This window comes from Pseudomonas guariconensis, assembly GCF_900102675.1.
Lineage (GTDB): Bacteria > Pseudomonadota > Gammaproteobacteria > Pseudomonadales > Pseudomonadaceae > Aquipseudomonas > Aquipseudomonas guariconensis.
The window spans coordinates 99,590-116,495 of the sequence record NZ_FMYX01000001.1 but is presented as its reverse complement, the minus strand read 5'-3'; the positions used below and the strand labels follow the sequence as shown (position 1 = coordinate 116,495).

Sequence of the window (16,906 nt, the reverse complement as noted above, 5' to 3'; positions counted from 1 at the left end):
TCACCTCAGGCAGAGGTTGCCTGCGTCTGGTCGCTTTGTCGACGTTGTGCCGCCAGCGGCAGGTAGAGGCTGAACGTCGCGCCTTTACCTTCCTCGCTGTCAACATGAATGCGTCCGCCATGGGCCTGGGCGATCTGTTCGGAGATATACAGCCCCAGCCCCAGGCCCGCGCTGGATTGCTGCGTCGCGACGCGTTCGAACTGCTGGAAAATACGCTGCTGATTGGCCGCGCTGATGCCGATCCCTTGATCCTGCACCTGCACGCAGGCCATGGCGTCGTGCTCGAACACTCGCACTCGCACCGGTCGCCGTTCGCCGTAACGCAAGGCATTGGACAACAGATTGGCCACCACTTGCTCAATCCTGAACTCGTCCCACTCTCCCGGTAACGCCTCGCAACGCTCCAGTTCGAGATGGGTTTCCAGGGCCGCGGCCTGTGCCGCGAAATTCTCCACGAGCCCTCGCACCAGTTGCGCCAGGTCGAACGCCTTGGGTCGGATCGACAGCTTGCCGGTACGGATGCGGGCCACATCGAGCATGTCTTCGATCAAGCGGATCAGGCTGTTGATCTGCCGTTCGTCACGCTCGACCATCGCCCGCAAGCGATCTTCACTGAACGCCGCAATATTGCCCTTGGCCAGATGCATCTTGCGCAGTTGGGTTTCCAGAATCAGGCCATTGAGCGGCGTGCGCACCTCATGGGAGACGATCGACATGAAGTCGTCGCGCATGCGCACCGCGCGCTCCAGCTCGCCACGCGCCACTTCGAGCTCGGCCAGCAGTTGCGCCTGCTCCTGGCGGCTGCGCTCCAGGGCCTCCAGCTGACGCCCCAGCGCCTTGCGCTGGCGGAACAGGTCGACGAAGACCGAGACCTTGCTCTTGACCGCCAGGGTGTCCAGGGGCTTGTGCATGAAGTCCACCGCGCCGCTTTCATAGCCTTTGAACGCGTAGTTCATCTCGCGACCGGCCGCACTGACGAAGACGATCGGAATGTTCTTGGTCTTTTCGGTGCCACGCATCAGTTCGGCCAGCTCGAACCCGTTCATGCCAGGCATCTGCACATCGAGAATGGCCAGCGCGAATTCATGCTCGAGCAACAACGACAGCGCCTGCTCGGCGGACTGGGCCCGGTGCACTTCGCGGTCCTCACCCTGGATCAGGGCTTCGAGGGCCAACAGGTTTTCCGTCAGATCGTCAACGATCAACAGTTTGGCGGTGATATCGCTCAGCATGCGCGCGGTTCCAGGGTAGCGAGCAAATGCCCGATACCACTCAGGGAAAGAATATGGTCGGGCTGCTGCAAGGCCAGCGCGGCCTCCGGCATCTGCGCGACCTGTGCGTCGCGAGGGTCCTGGATCACGGTCCGGCCCCCGCTGTTTTTGATCTGAAGCAAACCCTCGGCACCGTCTTCGTTGGCACCGGTGAGCAGCACGCCGAGCAGGCCGGCGCCATAGGCATCCGCCGCCGACTGAAACAGAAAATCGATTGCCGGGCGGGAGAAATGCACCGGGTCTTCCTGGCTCAACGACAGGGTCAGGTCGCGTTCAATCGACAAATGGTAACCGGGTCCGGCCACATAGATCACCCCGTCGACGATGCGCTCTTTGTCCCGGGCCTCATGTACCGGTCGATGCAAGCGTCGCTGCAACACCGTGGCCAGCTGGCTATGGCGATCATCGGGCAGGTGCAATACGCACAGCACCGGAATGGCAAAACCTTCGGGCAGCCCGCCTAATACTTGCAACAGCGCCGAAACGCCGCCCGCCGAGGCACCGATGACCACCGCCGCCACGCCACTCATGACTTGCGATAGATCCGTTCAGGCCGCACGAGCGCTTCGAAGCGCTCGCTGTAGGCGGAAAAATCCAAGGACTCCTTGCTGCCGAGTACCAGGAACCCACGATGGCACAAGGACTCATGGAACAGGCCCAAGGCGCGATCCTGCAGCGCCTTGTTGAAATAGATCAGGACATTGCGGCACGACACCAATTGGGTTTCGGAAAACACACTGTCGGTGGCCAGGCTATGGTCGGCGAAAGTCACGTTCTCGCGCAGGCTGCTATCAATGATCGCGTTGCCGTAGGCGGCCGTGTAGTACTCGGACAAGTCCCGGCGTCCTCCAGCCTTGCGGTAGTTCTCGGCGTAGGTCTGCATGGCCTTCAGGGGGTAGATACCCTGCTTGGCTTTTTCCAGTGAATGGGGGTTGATGTCGGTGGCATAGAGGATGGTGCGCTCCAGCAAACCCTCCTCGCGCAGCAGGATCGCCATCGAGTAGACCTCCTCACCCGTGCTGCAACCGGCGATCCAGACCTTGAGCGACGGCCAGGTGCGCAGCAGCGGTACCACCTCCCTGCGCACGGCCAGAAAGTGCTCAGGATCGCGGAACATCTCACTGACCGGAATCGTCAGGAACTGCAGCAACTGCATGAATGCTGCCGGATCGTGCAAGACCCGCTCCTGCAAGGCCGATACCGTGCGGCAATCGAACTGGCGCACGGCGTGCAGGATCCGGCGCTTGATCGAAGCGCCGGAATAATCGCGAAAATCGTAGCTGTACTTGAGGTAGATCGCCTCGATCAACAGCCGGATCTCGATATCGGTGTTGCGTTCGTTACTCAAATTCGCTCCAGTTGCGGCAGCCATACACGGATCAGTGAGAACAATCGGTCCAGTTCGATCGGTTTGGCCAGGTAATCATTGGCGCCAGCCTGCAGGCAGCGTTGCTGGTCGTCCTTCATGGCCTTGGCGGTCACGGCGATGATCGGCAACTTGCGCCAGCGCGCTTGCTGGCGGATCAACCGAGTGGCCTCGTAGCCGTCCATCCCGGGCATCATCACGTCCATGAGCACCAGGTCGATGTCCGGGTGCTGCTCCAGACGCTCGATGGCCTCATGCCCATTGCGACCGATCTCGACGATGGCGCCCTTATGCTCAAGGGCGCTGGTCAAGGCGAAGATATTGCGCACATCATCGTCCACCAAAAGGATCTTGCGCCCTTCGAACACTTTGTCACGACTGCGTGCGGTCTTGAGCATGCGCTGGCGCTCATGGGAGAGCTGCGATTCGACCTTGTGCAGGAACAGCGTGACCTCATCGAGCAGCCGTTCAGGCGAGCGTGCGCCTTTGATGATGATCGAGCGCGAGTACTTGAGCAGGTCCGCCTCCTCCTCACGGGTGAGGTTGCGCCCGGTGTAGACGATCACGGGCGGGAAGGACCGGATCGTCTCGGACGTCATGCGCTTGAGCAACTCGTTGCCAAGCATGTCCGGCAGCTTGAGGTCGATGATCATGCAGTCGTAGATGTTTTCGCGAAGCAGCGCCAGGGCATCCTGTGCCAGAGCCACTGCAGTGATCTCGACATCCTCATCGCCGATCAGGCGGGCGATGCTCTCGCGCTGCAGATCATCGTCCTCCACCAGCAGGATGTGCTTGAGCTTCTGGGTGAGTTTGGCTTCCAGGCGACCGAACACCGCCTTGAGTTCCTCACGGCTGGCCGGTTTGACTGCATAACCCACCGCGCCCATGTGCATGGCCGCCTCGATGCGATCCTCCACCGAGATGACATGCACCGGGATGTGCCGGGTGCTGGCCTGTTCCTTGAGCCGTTGCAGCACCGTCAGCCCCGAATGATCGGGCAGGCGCATGTCCAGCAAAATGGCATCCGGCGTGTACTGGGCGGCCAACGCGTAACCCTCGTCGGCCCCTTGGGCCACCAGGCAGCTGTACCCCAGTTCATGGGCAAGGTCATAGAGGATACGGGCGAAACTTGGCTCGTCCTCCACCACCAGGATGCAGCGGTTGGCGAACGGCGCCTGCTCGCGGTCATCGGCAAAAGCCGGTGCCTTGGCAGGTGGCGGCGCGGCAGGCAGCGTTGCCGGTGGCGTCGGCGCCGGCGCGCTCACCCGCGGCGCAGAGGGTCCTACCTCATCGGCTTCGAGCTGCTCGGGCAGGACAAGACTGAACGCGCTGCCCTGCCCTGGCGCGCTCTCGACCTTGATCTGCCCGCCCAGCAACCGCGCCAGGTCACGAGAGATCGACAGCCCCAGACCGGTGCCGCCGTAACGGCGGTTACTGGTGCCATCGACCTGATGGAAGGCGTCGAAGATCGCCTGGTGCTGGTCGGTCGCGATGCCGATGCCGGTGTCACGGACTGTGAAGACGACACTACGGTCCTGCTGCTGGTCGATGGTCAGGCTGACCTTTCCGTGCTCGGTGAACTTGATGGCGTTGGACAGCAGGTTCTTCAGGATCTGCTCCAGGCGCTGACGGTCGGTGAGCAGCGTTGCCGGTACCCCCGGCTCAAGTCGTACGTCGAACGCCAAGCCTTTGTCCTGGGCAAGCGGCTGGAACAAGCTGCGCAAGCCATCGGCCAGGCTATCGACCTGGGTGACCTGTGGCCGCACTTCGAGCTTGCCCGCCTCGACCTTGGCAATGTCGAGAATATCGTTGATCAGATTGAGCAAGTCGTTGCCCGCTGAATAGATGGATTCGGCGAACTTGACCTGTTCGCTGCTCAAATTGCCCTGCGCGTTCTCGGCCAGCAATTTGGCCAGGATCAACGAGCTGTTGAGCGGCGTGCGCAGTTCGTGGGACATGTTGGCGAGAAACTCGGACTTGTAACGATTGGTGCGCTGTAAATCCTCGGCTCGGGCCTGCAGCTCCAACTGCGCCTGATTGAGCTCGCCATTCTTGCGGCCCAGGGCATCGGTGCGCTCGGCCAACTGCTCGTTGGTCTGCTCAAGCTCCGCCTGTTGAATCTCCAGATGCGCCTGGGACTCCTTGAGTACGCGGGACTGCTCCTCAAGCTCCTCGTTGGCGGTCTTGAGCTCTTCCTGCTGCACTTGCAGCTCTTCGTTGAGCTGTTGCGTCTCGGCCAGTACCTGCTGCAGGCGATGTCGGTAGCGTGCGCTTTCTATGCTGATGCCCAGGCTGCCCGCCACTTGCTGCAGCAGCTCCACATCGCGCTCCTGCAAAGGCCGCAGGAACCCCAGCTCCAACACGCCATTGACCTGACCATCGTCGTGGGTCGGCAGCAGCAAGGCACTGCGTGGCAGACCGCTGCCCAGGCTCGAGCTCAGCCGCAGGTAGTCCTCAGGCAGGTTGTCCAGGCGCAACGGCGCCCGTTGACGGACCGCCTCGTCCAACAGGCCCCCCTGACCAGCGGTCAATGGCCCTTGGGCCTGTTCGGTGTCCAGGCCGTAGCTGGCCACACGCACCAGTTGCCCTTGTTCATCGCGTACATGGAAGGCCCCCACCACGCTGCCCAGGTAACTGGCGAAAAAGCGCAGGATATTGTCGCCGAGCATCGCCAGGGTCAGTTGGCCCAGGACCTGTTCGGCGAGCTGGGTCTGGCCGCTGCGCAGCCATGCCTGGTGCTCCAGGCGCTCGGTGGCGCGGCGCTGGGCCTGCAAGTTGTCCACGTAGCTGTTCGACAGCAGCAGCAGGTCGCGACGGCCAAGATACGCCAGCAAGGCACTGAGCGTGACGATGAACAACACAAAGGCCGTGATCGCCCAGACCGTGACACTGTTGACCTTCTCGTTGCGCGCCATGCGCAGTTGCTGCTCGGTGACAATGAAATCGTCGAACTCCTTGCGGATTTCATCGGTCAAGCGCTTTCCGCGGCCATTGCCTATGGAAGTCTGGTAATCGCCCTGGTTGCGCCGCGAGGCGATCATTTGGCTGCTGAAATCGTTCCAGGCCTGTTGCAGGGCCACCAGGCGGTCAATGCGCTCTGTCTGTTGCGGGTTGTCCTGCACCATCGCTCGCAAGGCCTTCAGACTCGTGAAAATGCGAGGCTTGGCCACTTCGTAGGGGTCGAGGAAGCGCTCGTCCCCGGTGATCAGGAACCCGCGCATACCCGTTTCCATGTCGATCGACAGTTTGACGGTTTCGTTGGCATTGCCGATCACCCGATCGGTGTGCTCGACCCATTGCATGGCCGAGAGCAGGTAGTTGATCACCGCGACGAAAGCCACGGCGCCCAGCAGGCCTACCCCCAGGGGGAGCCCTACGTTGCGGCTCAACAGTTTGCGAAAGCTCTGTTGATCCATCGAGGCTGCTTGAATCATCTGAAAACGCCCGGGTAAAAAAGTCCATTGAAAGGATCGCGGCCACTACGCAAGGCGGACGCTATAGCGAGTCTAACCAGCTTTGCCCGCTCTGACAGGGCAGTTAGCCAGTATTTGAAGGTTGCTGGCGCCAATCGTTCCATCGATCGACAGGGGCCGTTATGCTGGGGAACTTCTGCAACGTACGCACCCACACAAGTAAGGACAACCCATCTGAACAGGACGCCCCCATGCAACTTCTGGTAGTCGAAGACGACGACATCGTTCGGATGTTGATGGTCGAAGTGCTCGACGAACTGGGCTACACCGCCATCGAAGCCGAGAACGCCACCGCGGCCTTGAAGATCCTCGAGGACGCCAACCAGCCATTGGCACTACTGATGACCGATGTAGGCCTGCCGGACATGCGCGGCGAGGAACTGGCAGCCAAGGCCCGAGCACTGCGTCCAGCGCTGCCCGTGCTGTTTGCCAGTGGTTTTGCCGAGAGCTTCGATGTACCGCAGGGCATGCACCTGATTGGCAAGCCCTTTGGTATCGATCAGTTGCGCGACAAGGTGATGGGGATACTGGGAACGCCTTGAGCGCAGGCGCCGCCCTAGGGTCGGCGCTCGCCGAAATAGTAGCGATCCAGACTGCCTTTGCCAAAATAGCGCTCGTATTCCTGGATGGCGTACAGGTCCATCATGCCTGCGATGTAGTCGATGATCAGCCTGTGCCTGTCCGCCTTGAGTGAGCGAAGCTCCGGCGGCAGCAACCTGTTTTTCTCGTTATAACGCTCATCGCTGTACACCTCGAACAGCCCCTTGATCACCTGCTCGCCTCGTTTTTCGTAGAGCTGTACGTCTTTCTTGCGCAGGATGGCCTTGAACAAGAGTTTCTTGAGGCCCTCCGCCAACTTGGCATAACGCGTGTAACCGAGTTTGCCATCCACCAGGCCGATGTCCGAACACAGCGTGTTGACGATCTTGGAGGTCAGCTCCTTCTTCAACACCATGGCGTACTCTTCCGACGACCCCAGTCGATGCGAGCACATCGCATCGTTCTGCACCGCCTGCGCCAGTTGCTCCATCATTGGATACGCCTCGGCGAAGGTGTCGCTGATCTTGAACTCGTGCAGGATCTCTCCCAGGCTGATCAGACCAAAACTCAAGGCGTCCTCCAGATCATGGGCGGCATAGGCGATTTCATCGGCAAGGTCCATGATCTGGGCGTCGATGCTTTTGCTGCCTTCGAAACCCTGCTTCGCCAGTTCGGCACAGAGGAACTGGTAGTCCTCGTCGTAGAGGAACTTCGCCGGATTGTCCTCCCGGCGATGAAAGTACTTGGTCACCGCCATCAGCGTACGGACATTGAGGTTGAGCCCGTCGTACAAATGATGCTTGCGCTCCAGGGTACGCAGAATACGAAAGGCCTGGGCATTGCCTTCATATCCGCCACAGTCGCCACACAGTTCGTTGAGCACTTTTTCTCCATGGTGCCCGAATGGCGGGTTGCCGATGTCATGGGCCAGCGCTGCAGTCTCGGCGACGACAGTGTCATTGAGCGCCAGGTCAATGGCTATCGAACGCGCGATCTGTGCGACCTCCAGGCTGTGGGTGAGGCGATTGCGGTTGAAGCGCCCGGCGTCGATACCCAGCAGTTGCATCTTGCCTTGCAAGCGCCGGAAGGAAGAGGAGTACAGGACCCTGGCATAGTCGCGCATGAGTTCCTGACGCCCATTGGATCGTCCATCGTCATGGACGAAGACTCGGTACTCCAGTTTTGCAGCTTCGATTTCTTGTTCCTTGGCGTAGGCCTTTACATCGCTGTCGTACATGTCATCCCTTTCCTCGGTTGTACGTAAGTCTCATCGTGGCCGCTATGGCCGAAACGGCAAGCAGGCCGCATCCGATGTCGCGACATCCGCCTCGAACGCCTGCTCACTGTAATCGCGTGGGTAATAGGAAAAGCGCTTCAGATCAAAGTAATCCTGCTTTGCCATGTAGCGCCTGGACAGCGCCAGGCTCTCGCGCTCCACCTGCTCAGCGTCCAGTTCAGGGCTCAGGTTCAACTGCGTGATGCCATAGTCCTCGGCGCTTGCTGGGTCGACAGGTGTCGCGCCCCGTGCCCTTAGTGCCGTCAGAAACTCAGAACAATGGCTGGGCGGGCCATAGACCACCACTGGCCCGACCGACACGCCCTTGATGCAGTGGGCATGGGCATCGAGCCACTGTCGGGTCCGCTCAAGGGTGTGCGCCGTTTCACCGGCGTAAAGCATCACGTTTACCTTGACCCAAATGCCGTGACGGGCACAGGCCTGCAGTAATTTTGACGCCGCCCCTAGGTAGCGCGCCGGGTCCCGGGCCTTGTTCATCGCCAGGATCTGCTCGGGCGCCGCCGACTCAAGGCCAAGGTCGATGACTTTCATGCCCGCCGCAGCCAGGCTTGGGACTATCTCGGGTTTGATGCCATCGACCCGGCTCTCGCAGCGCCAGAGAATCCTGGCATTACAGCGCTGGACCTGTTCGGCCAGCGCCTGGGCCCATCGCGGGTTGGGCAGGAAGAAGGACGACTGGAAGTACGGATGGATGTCGTGGTCGCCATAGTCGCCTGCAAGCTGGCGCAGCTCGTCGGCGATCCGTTCAGGGGCTTTGAGCTTTTGCAGCGGGACGTCTCGCTCTTGGCAAAAAGTGCAGCCCTTGCCACATCCGCGCGAGGTCTCGATGCTGGGCTGATAACGCCGATACCCCTCGACCAGCAGATGGTTGAGCCCAGCGGCCCGCCCATCCCATGCACCCTGAAACCCCAGCAACGAAGGCAACAGGTCTTCACCCAAGCCTTGAACGATCCGATCGACCAGCGGCAGCTTGCCGTGCAGCCATTGCCGGTCAGGCCCTGTCACCCATCGCCCACCGAGTACGATACGCACCCGTGGCTCCATGCCCTTGACCGCAGAACAGAACACGCGCGCCCACTCCAGAGCATGGAAGCTGGTCATCGACAGCATCAACGGCGCATCGACCCGGAGCAACCCTTGCCGGTGAAGACGCTCGGCGAGCGCAACGGGAGCCTCGTGTTCGCCATGCACCAACAGGGTCTCGAGACCGTTTCGCTGACACAGGGTCGCCAGACCTAACGCGCCGTAGTTCAGGTACAGCTGCCGACGGGCCAGGGCGTGATCCCGCTTCTTGGGGCGCAGCAGGCCGGCGGACACGAACAGCACCGGTACACGTCCCGCGCCGATCAGCATTCGCCGAGTTCTCGGGCACACCAGTCACACTCGCCGTCCTCGGACTCGCCCTGCACGAAGAGTATCTGGCCGGCTTCACCGGCTTTGCGGTCGTCTTCGATGCAGCCGTCACAAAGGGTGATCGTGGGGTATTGCTCTGCGGCGCGATCAGACATCAGATCGCCATACACTACGCATTTCTTCATGGTCGCATCCCAGGTGATGAGGGCCTTTCGTTAGCCGTTGGCATCCTTTGCCTCGGTCTGGACACCTTCAGCCAGGCCACTCCGACCTGTCAAAAACGCAGTGTTTAGACAACGCCTGGAAAACCAAGCGCCTTCTTACAACGCACGACTGAACGACCGACACAGACCTTCTTGTCGATGGATCGAAAGCCTGTCGGTGTTCTGAAGTACACTTGCCGTCCAACCTGACCAAGGCTTACCTCATGGCTCGCTTCCCTCGCCTGCTACTCCCCTTGCTGCTGCTCGCCACTCTCGCCGCCTGCGACCAGAAACCCACCCGCGAAGAAAAGATCCTGGCCAACCTGCCGCTGCAGGAAGCCTACGAGCACAACATCGAGAAGATCGCCACACTGCTCGCACCCAAGCATCCGCAGTTGTCCGAGCAACAGATCCAGGCCGTGCTGCGCAAGCACCTCACCGCCGAGGACCAGCGTCAGGACCTGTTCAAGCTCTACAGTGAACAGCACTTCAGCGATGCCGAATTCGACCTCATCGTCGCCGCCACACACGATCCGCAGAAAGCCAAGGCGCTGGAAAACAGCGACGAAGGAAAGCGCCTTAGCGAGAAGCTGACCGCCTTTATGCGCGAAAGCGCCAGCGACGAGCAGGTGCAGGCCCTGGCCGAGCAACGCATGCAGCAGGTCGAGGACGAACTGAGCGAGCTGGAAACCTCCAAGGAGTGAAAACGGCTGCGACTGAGCCCTGTAACAGGTAAGGTTGTTTCTCTTCCCCGCCCAAGAGGTCAGGATTGCCACACACCAAGAAAGGCCTGCGCCTGGATCTGCGCACGCTGATTCTCGTACTTGCGGCACTCACCGCCACCGTGATGCTGCTGACCAGCTACTTCGCCAGCTACCGCGTGCAGCGCCAGCTGCTGATCGACCATGCGCTGGAAGCCAATCGGGTGTACGCCGCGAAACTGGCCTCGATCACCGAGATGTTCCTCGGTAACGCCCTGCAACAACTGGCCTTCAGTGCTTCGGTCCAGGGCCGCCAGCTCGACGATGCTTTGGCGATGCAGAACGAAACCCAACGGCTGCTGCGCCAGAGCAGCGCCTTCAACTCGACGTTCGTGGTCGATGCCCAAGGCGTCCTGCAGGCCATTTCACCGGCGCCGCTGCGAAAGATGATCGGTGCCCGCCTGCAGACCCCTGGCGCCACCCAGGCACTGCGCGAACGGCACGCGTTGGTGTCGACGCCGTTTCTTTCCACCGCCAGCAACCTGGTAGTGGTGCTATCGCAACCTATCTTCGACGCCAAGGGTGGCTACCTTGGTTATGTAGGCGGCACGCTGTACCTGCGCGAGCACAACATTCTCAAAAGCCTGCTAGGCGAGCATTTCTACAAGGATGGCTCCTACCTCTATGTGGTCGATCGCAACCGACGCCTGCTCTATCACCCGGATGCCGAGCGCGTGGGCACAGTGGTCCAAGGCAATGCGTTGATCGATGAACTGGAGGCCCTGGGCAATGGCACGCAGCAGGTGCGCAACAGCACCGGCGTGGACATGCTGGCGGGCTTCGCCACCGTGCCCAGCACGGGCTGGGGCATCGTTGCCCAGCAGCCGTTGGCGCAAACCGTCGCCCCACTCAAGCGCCTGATACTCGATGTGGTCGGCATTTCCGCGCCGCTGGCCCTGCTGGGCTGCCTGGTGCTCTGGTGGCTGGCCGTGGCCATCACTCGACCATTGCAACAACTGGCCGCCAGTGCACGCGCCCTGGACCGTCCCGGAACGGCCGAGGGCTTGCAACGGGTCAAGGCCTGGTACTTCGAAGCCGCCGAGCTCAAGCGAGCGCTGCTGTTTGGCTTGAACCTGTTGCAGGAGCGCATCGGCCGGCTCAACCGGGCAGCCCAGACCGATCCGCTCACCGGCCTGGGCAACCGTCGCCACCTGGACTTCAGCCTGTCGCTGCTGGAGGCTGAAGCCTGTGACTTTTGCGTCGTGGCACTGGACATCGACCACTTCAAGCAGGTCAACGATGGCCATGGGCATGAGGTGGGCGACCAGGTGCTGCGTCGACTGACCGAACTGATGCGCCGCTGTTGCCGGGAAGGCGATGTGCTGTGCCGCACCGGCGGCGAAGAGTTCTTGATGCTACTGCCCGACGCCAGCCTGCAAGCCGCCCTCGCCGTGGCCGAGCGCTTGCGCAAGGGCGTGCAGGATACCCCCATCGAGCCGGTGGGTGCGGTGACGCTCTCGCTGGGCGTGGCGCGTTGGGAAGCAGACAGCAACGAGGCGCCCAGCGAAGCCCTCAACCGCGCCGACCGGGCGCTCTACGCGGCCAAGCAGGCCGGGCGCAATCGCGTGATGACCAGTGACTGAGGACACCGTCCGTCGCGGTTTCGGCACCCACCTTGGCATCGAGGGTTCCAATGCACGCAGACCTGATCCAGGAGACGTGCCATGAGACACCCACACCTGCTTTCATTGAGCCTTGCCCTGTGTCTGGGCGCCAGCGCGCCTTTGGCGCTGGCGGCCGGCACTGCCAATACCGTACGCACTCCCAGCGAGCAGATACCCGGCACCGGCACCATCGATCGCGACGGCGGTGCCATGGGCTCTGGCACTCCAGGTGATGCCACGGGCAGCGGCAACGGTGGCACCGATGCCAACGACACCGACAACACCGGCGGCGACGGCACCTCCCAAGGCAGCAAGGGCGACCAAGGCCCGGGCACCGGCAACAGCGGCGATGTCGATGACGCCGGCACCTCGGGCAGTTCGGACATCCACGATGATCGTGAAGCACCCTGAGGCCTGCACCTGCTCTAGTACAGGGCCTCTGCCCGACATGTAACAAGCCTTGTCTTAATACTGTCATCTTACGGTCATAGGATTGACCTCGATCTGCAACCTATCAGGGATGAAGTACCATGCGTCGTGTCGTGTTCAACCACAAAGGCGGTGTAGGCAAGTCCAGCATCGCCTGTAACCTCGCTGCCGCCAGCGCCGCCGAAGGTTATCGAACCTTGCTGGTCGATCTGGACCCGCAGGCCAACGCCACCTACTACTTGACCGGCCTTGCCCACGATGCAATCCCTGCCGGCATCACCGATTTCTTCCGCCAGACCTTGACCACCACGGCGGCCGGCAATAAGCACCGCGTGACGATCACCGAAACACGCTATGACAACCTGCACCTGGTCACCGCCAGCCAGGACCTCACCGACCTGCAGCACAAGCTCGAAAGCAAATTCAAAATCAACAAGCTACGCAAATTGCTCGTGCAGCTGTCGGATGATTACGAGCGCATCTACATCGATACGCCCCCAGCCCTGAACTTCTATACCTTCAGTGCCCTGGTGGCGGCCGAGCGGCTACTCATCCCGTTCGATTGCGACAGTTTTTCGCGCCAGGCGCTACGCAGTGTTCTGGTGGAAGTGGAGGAACTGCGCCAGGATCACAACGCCAACTTGGTGGTCGAAGGGGTGGTGGTCAATCAGTTCGCCGGACGTACGGCCCTGCACCAAACCCTGGTCGATCAGTTGCGCGCCGAGGGGCTGCCGGTGCTGCCGGTGTACTTGAGCAGTTCGATCAAGATGCGCCAATCCCATGAAGCGGCGATGCCGCTTGTACACCTGGCGCCCCGACACCGCTTGTCCCAGGAGTTCGTCGATCTGCTGGATGTGCTGGAGCGGGCAGCCTGAACCGGCGCAGCATCTGGGCGCCATGCTGCGACAATCCACCACATCACGACCGTTCGTCCGAATGGTAGATTCGCCGCCATGAAAACCTTGCGCCGGACACGTGTGTTGACCGCCTGGACGCTCTATGCCAGCGTCCTGTTCAGCCTATTGCTGTGCGGCCTGCACCATGGCCAGATGAGTGGCCTTCGCCTGTCCGGACTGGAAGGCGGGTTCTGCTCGCTGTCGAGTGACCACGGCCCGGCCGTCGACCTAGGCGACAGCGGCAGCGACTCGCACATGGCGCAGCTCGATTGCCCAGTGTGCTCTTCCTTCGCCCTGGCAGTACCGCTGACCAGCAGCGCCTGGACTTTCACCCAGGCCCAAGGCAATTCGCCCTCGCCGATCGTGGTGCGCAGCTGGGCGCAACCGCCACCGCGCTACCTGCGCCCTGCCCTCAACCCTCGCGCCTCCCCCTCCGATTTCCTCGCAGCAGCAACTTCAGCCTGACCTCGACCGGGTGCTTTCGCGTGCACGGTCGTGGCCAGCCATGACCTTTGCGTGGAATCCCTGACAACATGATCCGCAATACTTCCCTGGTGCTCCTGATGGGCACCTGCAGCTACGCCTGGGCGGGAGCCAACCCCGTCGAACTGACCGCCACCACCATCGATGGCGAACGCGAGGCACCCAGTGGCGTGCAACTGGACGAGCCGATCCAGACCGGCTCCCGATTGGGCCTGACTGCGCGGCAGACGCCAGCCTCGGTGAGCGTTTCGGACCGCCGCGTGATCGAGGAACGTGATGCCAAGGACACCCAGGACGTACTCAACACCATGACCGGCGTGAACGCGTCGGCCAATCCGGGCTACGGTGGGTTCGTGTCCTACCGGGGCTTTACCCAGAACCAGGTCACCCAGCTCTACAACGGCATCAACCTGGGCTACAGCAGCGCCACCCGCCCGGTGGACGCCTGGGTCGTCGACCGGGTCGAACTGATCGGCGGGCCGTCGTCGTTCCTGCATGGCACAGGCGCCGTGGGAGGCTCGATCAACACCATCACCAAGCTGGCCAGCCGTGATGAACAGACCTTCGACGGCCGGGTGCGCTATGGCAGCTACGACGATTCGGAAGTCGCCTTCGGCATCAACCAGGCCCTGGCCAGCAACCCGGCCGACGCCCGGCATTTCGCCCGACTGGACTTCAGCCGTGGCCATGGAAACGGATACGTGGACCGCAACGAACGCTGGACCGACAGCCTGGCCTTCTCCGTGCTCAGCGACCTTGCCCCCGACCTCACCCACACCCTGGCCCTGGAATACCAGCAAGACAAGGAAGACAGCCCCTACTGGGGCTCGCCCATCCTGCCCGGGCGCAGCACGATGAAGATCGACCGCAGCCGGCGCTTCGAGAACTACAACGTCGCCGATGGCCGCTATGAGCAGCGGGTTCGTTGGCTGCGTTCGATCCTCGATTACCAGATCAGCGACACGACGAGCGTGCAGAACACCCTGTACCACTACAACGCTCAGCGCGACTACCGCAACCTCGAAAGCTACGCCTACAACGACGCAGGTAACGTGGTGCGCTCGAGCCCCTACCTGCAACGCCACGAACAGCGTCTGCTGGGCGACCGCATCGAACTGCGCCACGATGATCAAGTGCTGGGCCTCGCCAGTCAGTGGTCCTTGGGCCTGGACTATTCGCGCATGCGCCAGACCCTCTACCCCACTTCGGGTAGTTGGCGTGATGTCGTCGATCCAGCGCATTTCGACCCGGGCAGCTTCGATGACATCCCCGGCGTGAACGCAGGCCTGACCAAGCAGCGTCACAACGAGGTGACCAACCGCGCCCTGTTCGCCGAGAACCGCCTGCAACTGACCGACCGCCTGGCCCTGCTCACCGGTCTGCGCTACGACTACCTGGACATGCAAGTGACCAACTATGGTCCTGTCTCGCCGACCAGCCCGGCCTTCTTCGAGCGCCGCTGGGAGCCGTTGAGCGGGCGCATCGGCCTGACTTACGAGCTGACACCTGCTGCGAGCGTTTACATGCAGTACAGCACCGCTGCCGACCTGCCCGCCGGCTCGCTGGCCGCAGCGACCTACTCCAACGTCGGCCTGTTCGACCTCTCCAAGGGCGAGCAGTGGGAGGCTGGCAGCAAGTTCGACTTCCTCGACGGAAGGGGTGCAGCGACGGTGGCGGTGTACCAGATCGTGCGCAAGGACTTTGCCGTGCGCGATTCCAACGACCCCAACGTGATGGTCCAGGCTGGCCAGCAGACTTCCCGCGGCATCGAGCTGTCGGGGCGGCTGCAGGTCACGCCCAAGCTGCTGGCCGAGGGCAACTACGCTTATGTCGATGCCCGATACGACGATTTCAACGAAGCGGCCGGCGGCCAGTCGGTCTCGCGCAAAGGCAACACCCCAGTCAACGTGCCAGCCAACGTCGCCAACCTGTGGCTGACCTATAGCTTCACCTCGGCTTGGTCGGCGGGCGTGGACGTGCGCTACGTCGACTCGGTGTACGCCAACAACGCCAACACCCTGCAAGCGCCGGCCTACACATTGCTGGGCAGCTTTGCCCGCTATCGGCTGGTCGCGCACACCACCCTCACCGCTCGGGTGCGCAACCTCACCGATGAGCTGTATGCCAAACAGGCGTATGGCGGGCAGTACTACATGGGCGCGCCGCGTACCGTCGAGGTGGCGATGGACTTGCGCTTCTGAGTGGCGGACCGAAAGCTGGCGGAAAAATCTCAATACACATTGTATTTTTCCGCCATTGCTCAACCCCTTTAAGATCCCGCACGCCTCTCTCACTACGCCGGAGCATGAACGCTCCGGCTATCGACCAAGGATGTTCCCGTGCGACCCGCTTTCTTACACGCCTACCCGCTCCACTTGTGTTTATGGGCAAGCATGCTCTCGCTCGCAGCCTGCCAGGCATCGACCGTCACCCCAGCCGAGAAGCCCTTTATCGAGGCCATGCAGTCTGTCCTTGCCAACGACGTAACGACCGCAACCCAAGGCAAGCTTAGCGGGGCAGTCGATCTCAAGGTCACCCTCGATCGCCAGTCCCGCCCCGTCGCCTGTTCAACCCAGCCCGGCAAACCGGAGAACGCCGCCAAGCTGCCTGCTGAAGTGGTCCGTTCCGCCTATCCGGTTCTGGCCCGCGCAGTCGAACGGCAATGCTGGAAGACCATTTATCCCTTGGTGCCGAGCGAGCTGTATGGAGGCGAAGAGACCGTCCAGATCACTGCCCCCATCGTGATAGTCGCGCCCTGGCCGACATTGGCCAGCGATCACCCCTGGCGGATCCATGAAGCGCGCAAGGCATTTTTCTGGCAGCAACTGATGCGTGAGCAACCCGTCGACAGCGTTGGCCAGGCGGTCATCCGCTACCAGGCCGACGCCCAGGGCAAAGTCACCGGTTGCCTGGTTGATCTGGCCCCCGTACCGCAGCGAACCGATGCTTTTCGCCTGGATGGGCAATTGCAAGCCGACCTGAGCCGTCGCTGCATGCAACTCGACCTGCGTGACATGCCTAGTTTCATGCTGGAGGCGCAGGCGCCTGCAGAAAATCATGCGGTCGTTGAATACGCCCCCTGGAAAGTCGGCCGCCAATAGCCGTCTCGATTGCACAGAACGCCCTCCGGCGCCCTGCAGGCCAAAACAGGTATCCCGATGTCGCCCACGAAAAAGCGCGCCCTCCCGCCTGCCGTTCTACTGGTCTTCACAACAACGATGCCGTGGCCT

The 16,906-nt window shown here is 61.8% G+C and carries 15 protein-coding genes; 8 read left to right on the top strand and 7 right to left on the bottom strand.

Translation table 11 applies throughout. The annotated features are described in order from the left end of the window. Nucleotides 1-5: 5 nt before the first annotated feature. Genes BLS27_RS00520 through BLS27_RS00505 form a run of 4 tightly spaced genes read right to left on the bottom strand, consistent with a single transcriptional unit; the run spans nucleotide 6 to nucleotide 6,071 of the window. On the bottom strand, nucleotides 6-1,232 hold the full coding sequence (locus BLS27_RS00520) for a hybrid sensor histidine kinase/response regulator (protein WP_090342283.1): 1,227 nt from the start codon (nucleotides 1,230-1,232) through the stop codon (nucleotides 6-8). Next, nucleotides 1,226-1,801, bottom strand: a complete 576-nt coding sequence (locus tag BLS27_RS00515) for a chemotaxis protein CheB (protein ID WP_043215061.1) — start codon at nucleotides 1,799-1,801, stop codon at nucleotides 1,226-1,228. The genes BLS27_RS00520 and BLS27_RS00515 overlap by 7 nt, the downstream gene beginning before the upstream one ends. Next, nucleotides 1,798-2,619, bottom strand: coding sequence for a CheR family methyltransferase (locus tag BLS27_RS00510; protein ID WP_043215065.1), 822 nt, complete (start codon nucleotides 2,617-2,619; stop codon nucleotides 1,798-1,800). Before BLS27_RS00510 ends, BLS27_RS00515 begins: the two co-directional genes overlap by 4 nt. Beyond that, nucleotides 2,616-6,071 (bottom strand): response regulator, encoded by a 3,456-nt coding sequence (locus BLS27_RS00505; protein ID WP_090342279.1) that lies wholly within the window; start codon nucleotides 6,069-6,071, stop codon nucleotides 2,616-2,618. Before BLS27_RS00505 ends, BLS27_RS00510 begins: the two co-directional genes overlap by 4 nt. A gap of 230 nt (nucleotides 6,072-6,301) precedes the next feature. Here BLS27_RS00505 and BLS27_RS00500 point away from each other — a divergent pair, with 230 nt between their 5' ends. Beyond that, a complete protein-coding gene (locus BLS27_RS00500; RefSeq protein WP_043215070.1) occupies nucleotides 6,302-6,652 on the top strand; it encodes a response regulator in 351 nt (116 codons plus the stop codon). 14 nt (nucleotides 6,653-6,666) lie between these two features. Here BLS27_RS00500 and dgt read toward each other — a convergent pair whose 3' ends face one another. The 3 genes from dgt to BLS27_RS00485 are packed head-to-tail and all read right to left on the bottom strand — an operon-like array spanning nucleotide 6,667 to nucleotide 9,485. Beyond that, nucleotides 6,667-7,887 (bottom strand): dGTP triphosphohydrolase, encoded by a 1,221-nt coding sequence (dgt, locus tag BLS27_RS00495; protein WP_070575457.1) that lies wholly within the window; start codon nucleotides 7,885-7,887, stop codon nucleotides 6,667-6,669. 42 nt (nucleotides 7,888-7,929) lie between these two features. Beyond that, entirely contained in the window at nucleotides 7,930-9,300 is a 1,371-nt protein-coding gene (locus BLS27_RS00490; RefSeq protein ID WP_090342275.1) for a B12-binding domain-containing radical SAM protein, read from the bottom strand. Further along, on the bottom strand, nucleotides 9,294-9,485 hold the full coding sequence (locus BLS27_RS00485; RefSeq protein WP_043215077.1) for a hypothetical protein: 192 nt from the start codon (nucleotides 9,483-9,485) through the stop codon (nucleotides 9,294-9,296). Before BLS27_RS00485 ends, BLS27_RS00490 begins: the two co-directional genes overlap by 7 nt. 242 nt (nucleotides 9,486-9,727) lie before the next feature. Between BLS27_RS00485 and BLS27_RS00480 the strand changes: the two genes are divergently transcribed. The 7 genes from BLS27_RS00480 to BLS27_RS00450 all read left to right on the top strand — a co-directional run bounded on the left by BLS27_RS00480 (nucleotide 9,728) and on the right by BLS27_RS00450 (nucleotide 16,777). Next, complete coding sequence (locus tag BLS27_RS00480; RefSeq protein ID WP_090343038.1) at nucleotides 9,728-10,207, top strand: hypothetical protein; 480 nt, start codon at nucleotides 9,728-9,730, stop codon at nucleotides 10,205-10,207. A 65-nt stretch (nucleotides 10,208-10,272) separates the two neighbouring features. Continuing rightward, on the top strand, nucleotides 10,273-11,847 hold the full coding sequence (locus tag BLS27_RS00475) for a sensor domain-containing diguanylate cyclase (RefSeq protein ID WP_090342271.1): 1,575 nt from the start codon (nucleotides 10,273-10,275) through the stop codon (nucleotides 11,845-11,847). Between the two features lie 81 nt (nucleotides 11,848-11,928). Then, nucleotides 11,929-12,279: a hypothetical protein gene (locus tag BLS27_RS00470; protein WP_090342268.1), complete on the top strand. Its 351-nt coding sequence runs from the start codon at nucleotides 11,929-11,931 to the stop codon at nucleotides 12,277-12,279. 119 nt (nucleotides 12,280-12,398) lie between these two features. Continuing rightward, entirely contained in the window at nucleotides 12,399-13,172 is a 774-nt protein-coding gene (locus BLS27_RS00465) for a ParA family protein (RefSeq protein WP_043215089.1), read from the top strand. Nucleotides 13,173-13,250: 78 nt separating this feature from the next. Continuing rightward, the gene (locus tag BLS27_RS00460) at nucleotides 13,251-13,658 is read left to right on the top strand and encodes a DUF2946 domain-containing protein (protein ID WP_043215091.1); all 408 of its coding nucleotides are present in this window, start codon (nucleotides 13,251-13,253) and stop codon (nucleotides 13,656-13,658) included. Nucleotides 13,659-13,726: 68 nt separating this feature from the next. After that, on the top strand, nucleotides 13,727-15,877 hold the full coding sequence (locus BLS27_RS00455) for a TonB-dependent receptor (RefSeq protein ID WP_090342264.1): 2,151 nt from the start codon (nucleotides 13,727-13,729) through the stop codon (nucleotides 15,875-15,877). Between the two features lie 192 nt (nucleotides 15,878-16,069). Continuing rightward, nucleotides 16,070-16,777 (top strand): hypothetical protein, encoded by a 708-nt coding sequence (locus tag BLS27_RS00450; RefSeq protein WP_139205728.1) that lies wholly within the window; start codon nucleotides 16,070-16,072, stop codon nucleotides 16,775-16,777. Nucleotides 16,778-16,906 lie beyond the last annotated feature (129 nt).

Bases quoted from the DNA above. Each gene is read 5' to 3' on its own strand.
- BLS27_RS00520 (WP_090342283.1), bottom strand. From the start codon at position 1,232: ATGCTGAGCGATATCACCGCCAAACTGTTGATCGTTGACGATCTGACG.
- BLS27_RS00515 (WP_043215061.1), bottom strand. From the start codon at position 1,801: ATGAGTGGCGTGGCGGCGGTGGTCATCGGTGCCTCGGCGGGCGGCGTT.
- BLS27_RS00505 (WP_090342279.1), bottom strand. From the start codon at position 6,071: ATGATTCAAGCAGCCTCGATGGATCAACAGAGCTTTCGCAAACTGTTG.
- BLS27_RS00500 (WP_043215070.1), top strand. From the start codon at position 6,302: ATGCAACTTCTGGTAGTCGAAGACGACGACATCGTTCGGATGTTGATG.
- dgt (WP_070575457.1), bottom strand. From the start codon at position 7,887: ATGTACGACAGCGATGTAAAGGCCTACGCCAAGGAACAAGAAATCGAA.
- BLS27_RS00490 (WP_090342275.1), bottom strand. From the start codon at position 9,300: ATGCTGATCGGCGCGGGACGTGTACCGGTGCTGTTCGTGTCCGCCGGC.
- BLS27_RS00485 (WP_043215077.1), bottom strand. From the start codon at position 9,485: ATGAAGAAATGCGTAGTGTATGGCGATCTGATGTCTGATCGCGCCGCA.
- BLS27_RS00480 (WP_090343038.1), top strand. From the start codon at position 9,728: ATGGCTCGCTTCCCTCGCCTGCTACTCCCCTTGCTGCTGCTCGCCACT.
- BLS27_RS00470 (WP_090342268.1), top strand. From the start codon at position 11,929: ATGAGACACCCACACCTGCTTTCATTGAGCCTTGCCCTGTGTCTGGGC.
- BLS27_RS00465 (WP_043215089.1), top strand. From the start codon at position 12,399: ATGCGTCGTGTCGTGTTCAACCACAAAGGCGGTGTAGGCAAGTCCAGC.
- BLS27_RS00460 (WP_043215091.1), top strand. From the start codon at position 13,251: ATGAAAACCTTGCGCCGGACACGTGTGTTGACCGCCTGGACGCTCTAT.
- BLS27_RS00455 (WP_090342264.1), top strand. From the start codon at position 13,727: ATGATCCGCAATACTTCCCTGGTGCTCCTGATGGGCACCTGCAGCTAC.
- BLS27_RS00450 (WP_139205728.1), top strand. From the start codon at position 16,070: ATGCTCTCGCTCGCAGCCTGCCAGGCATCGACCGTCACCCCAGCCGAG.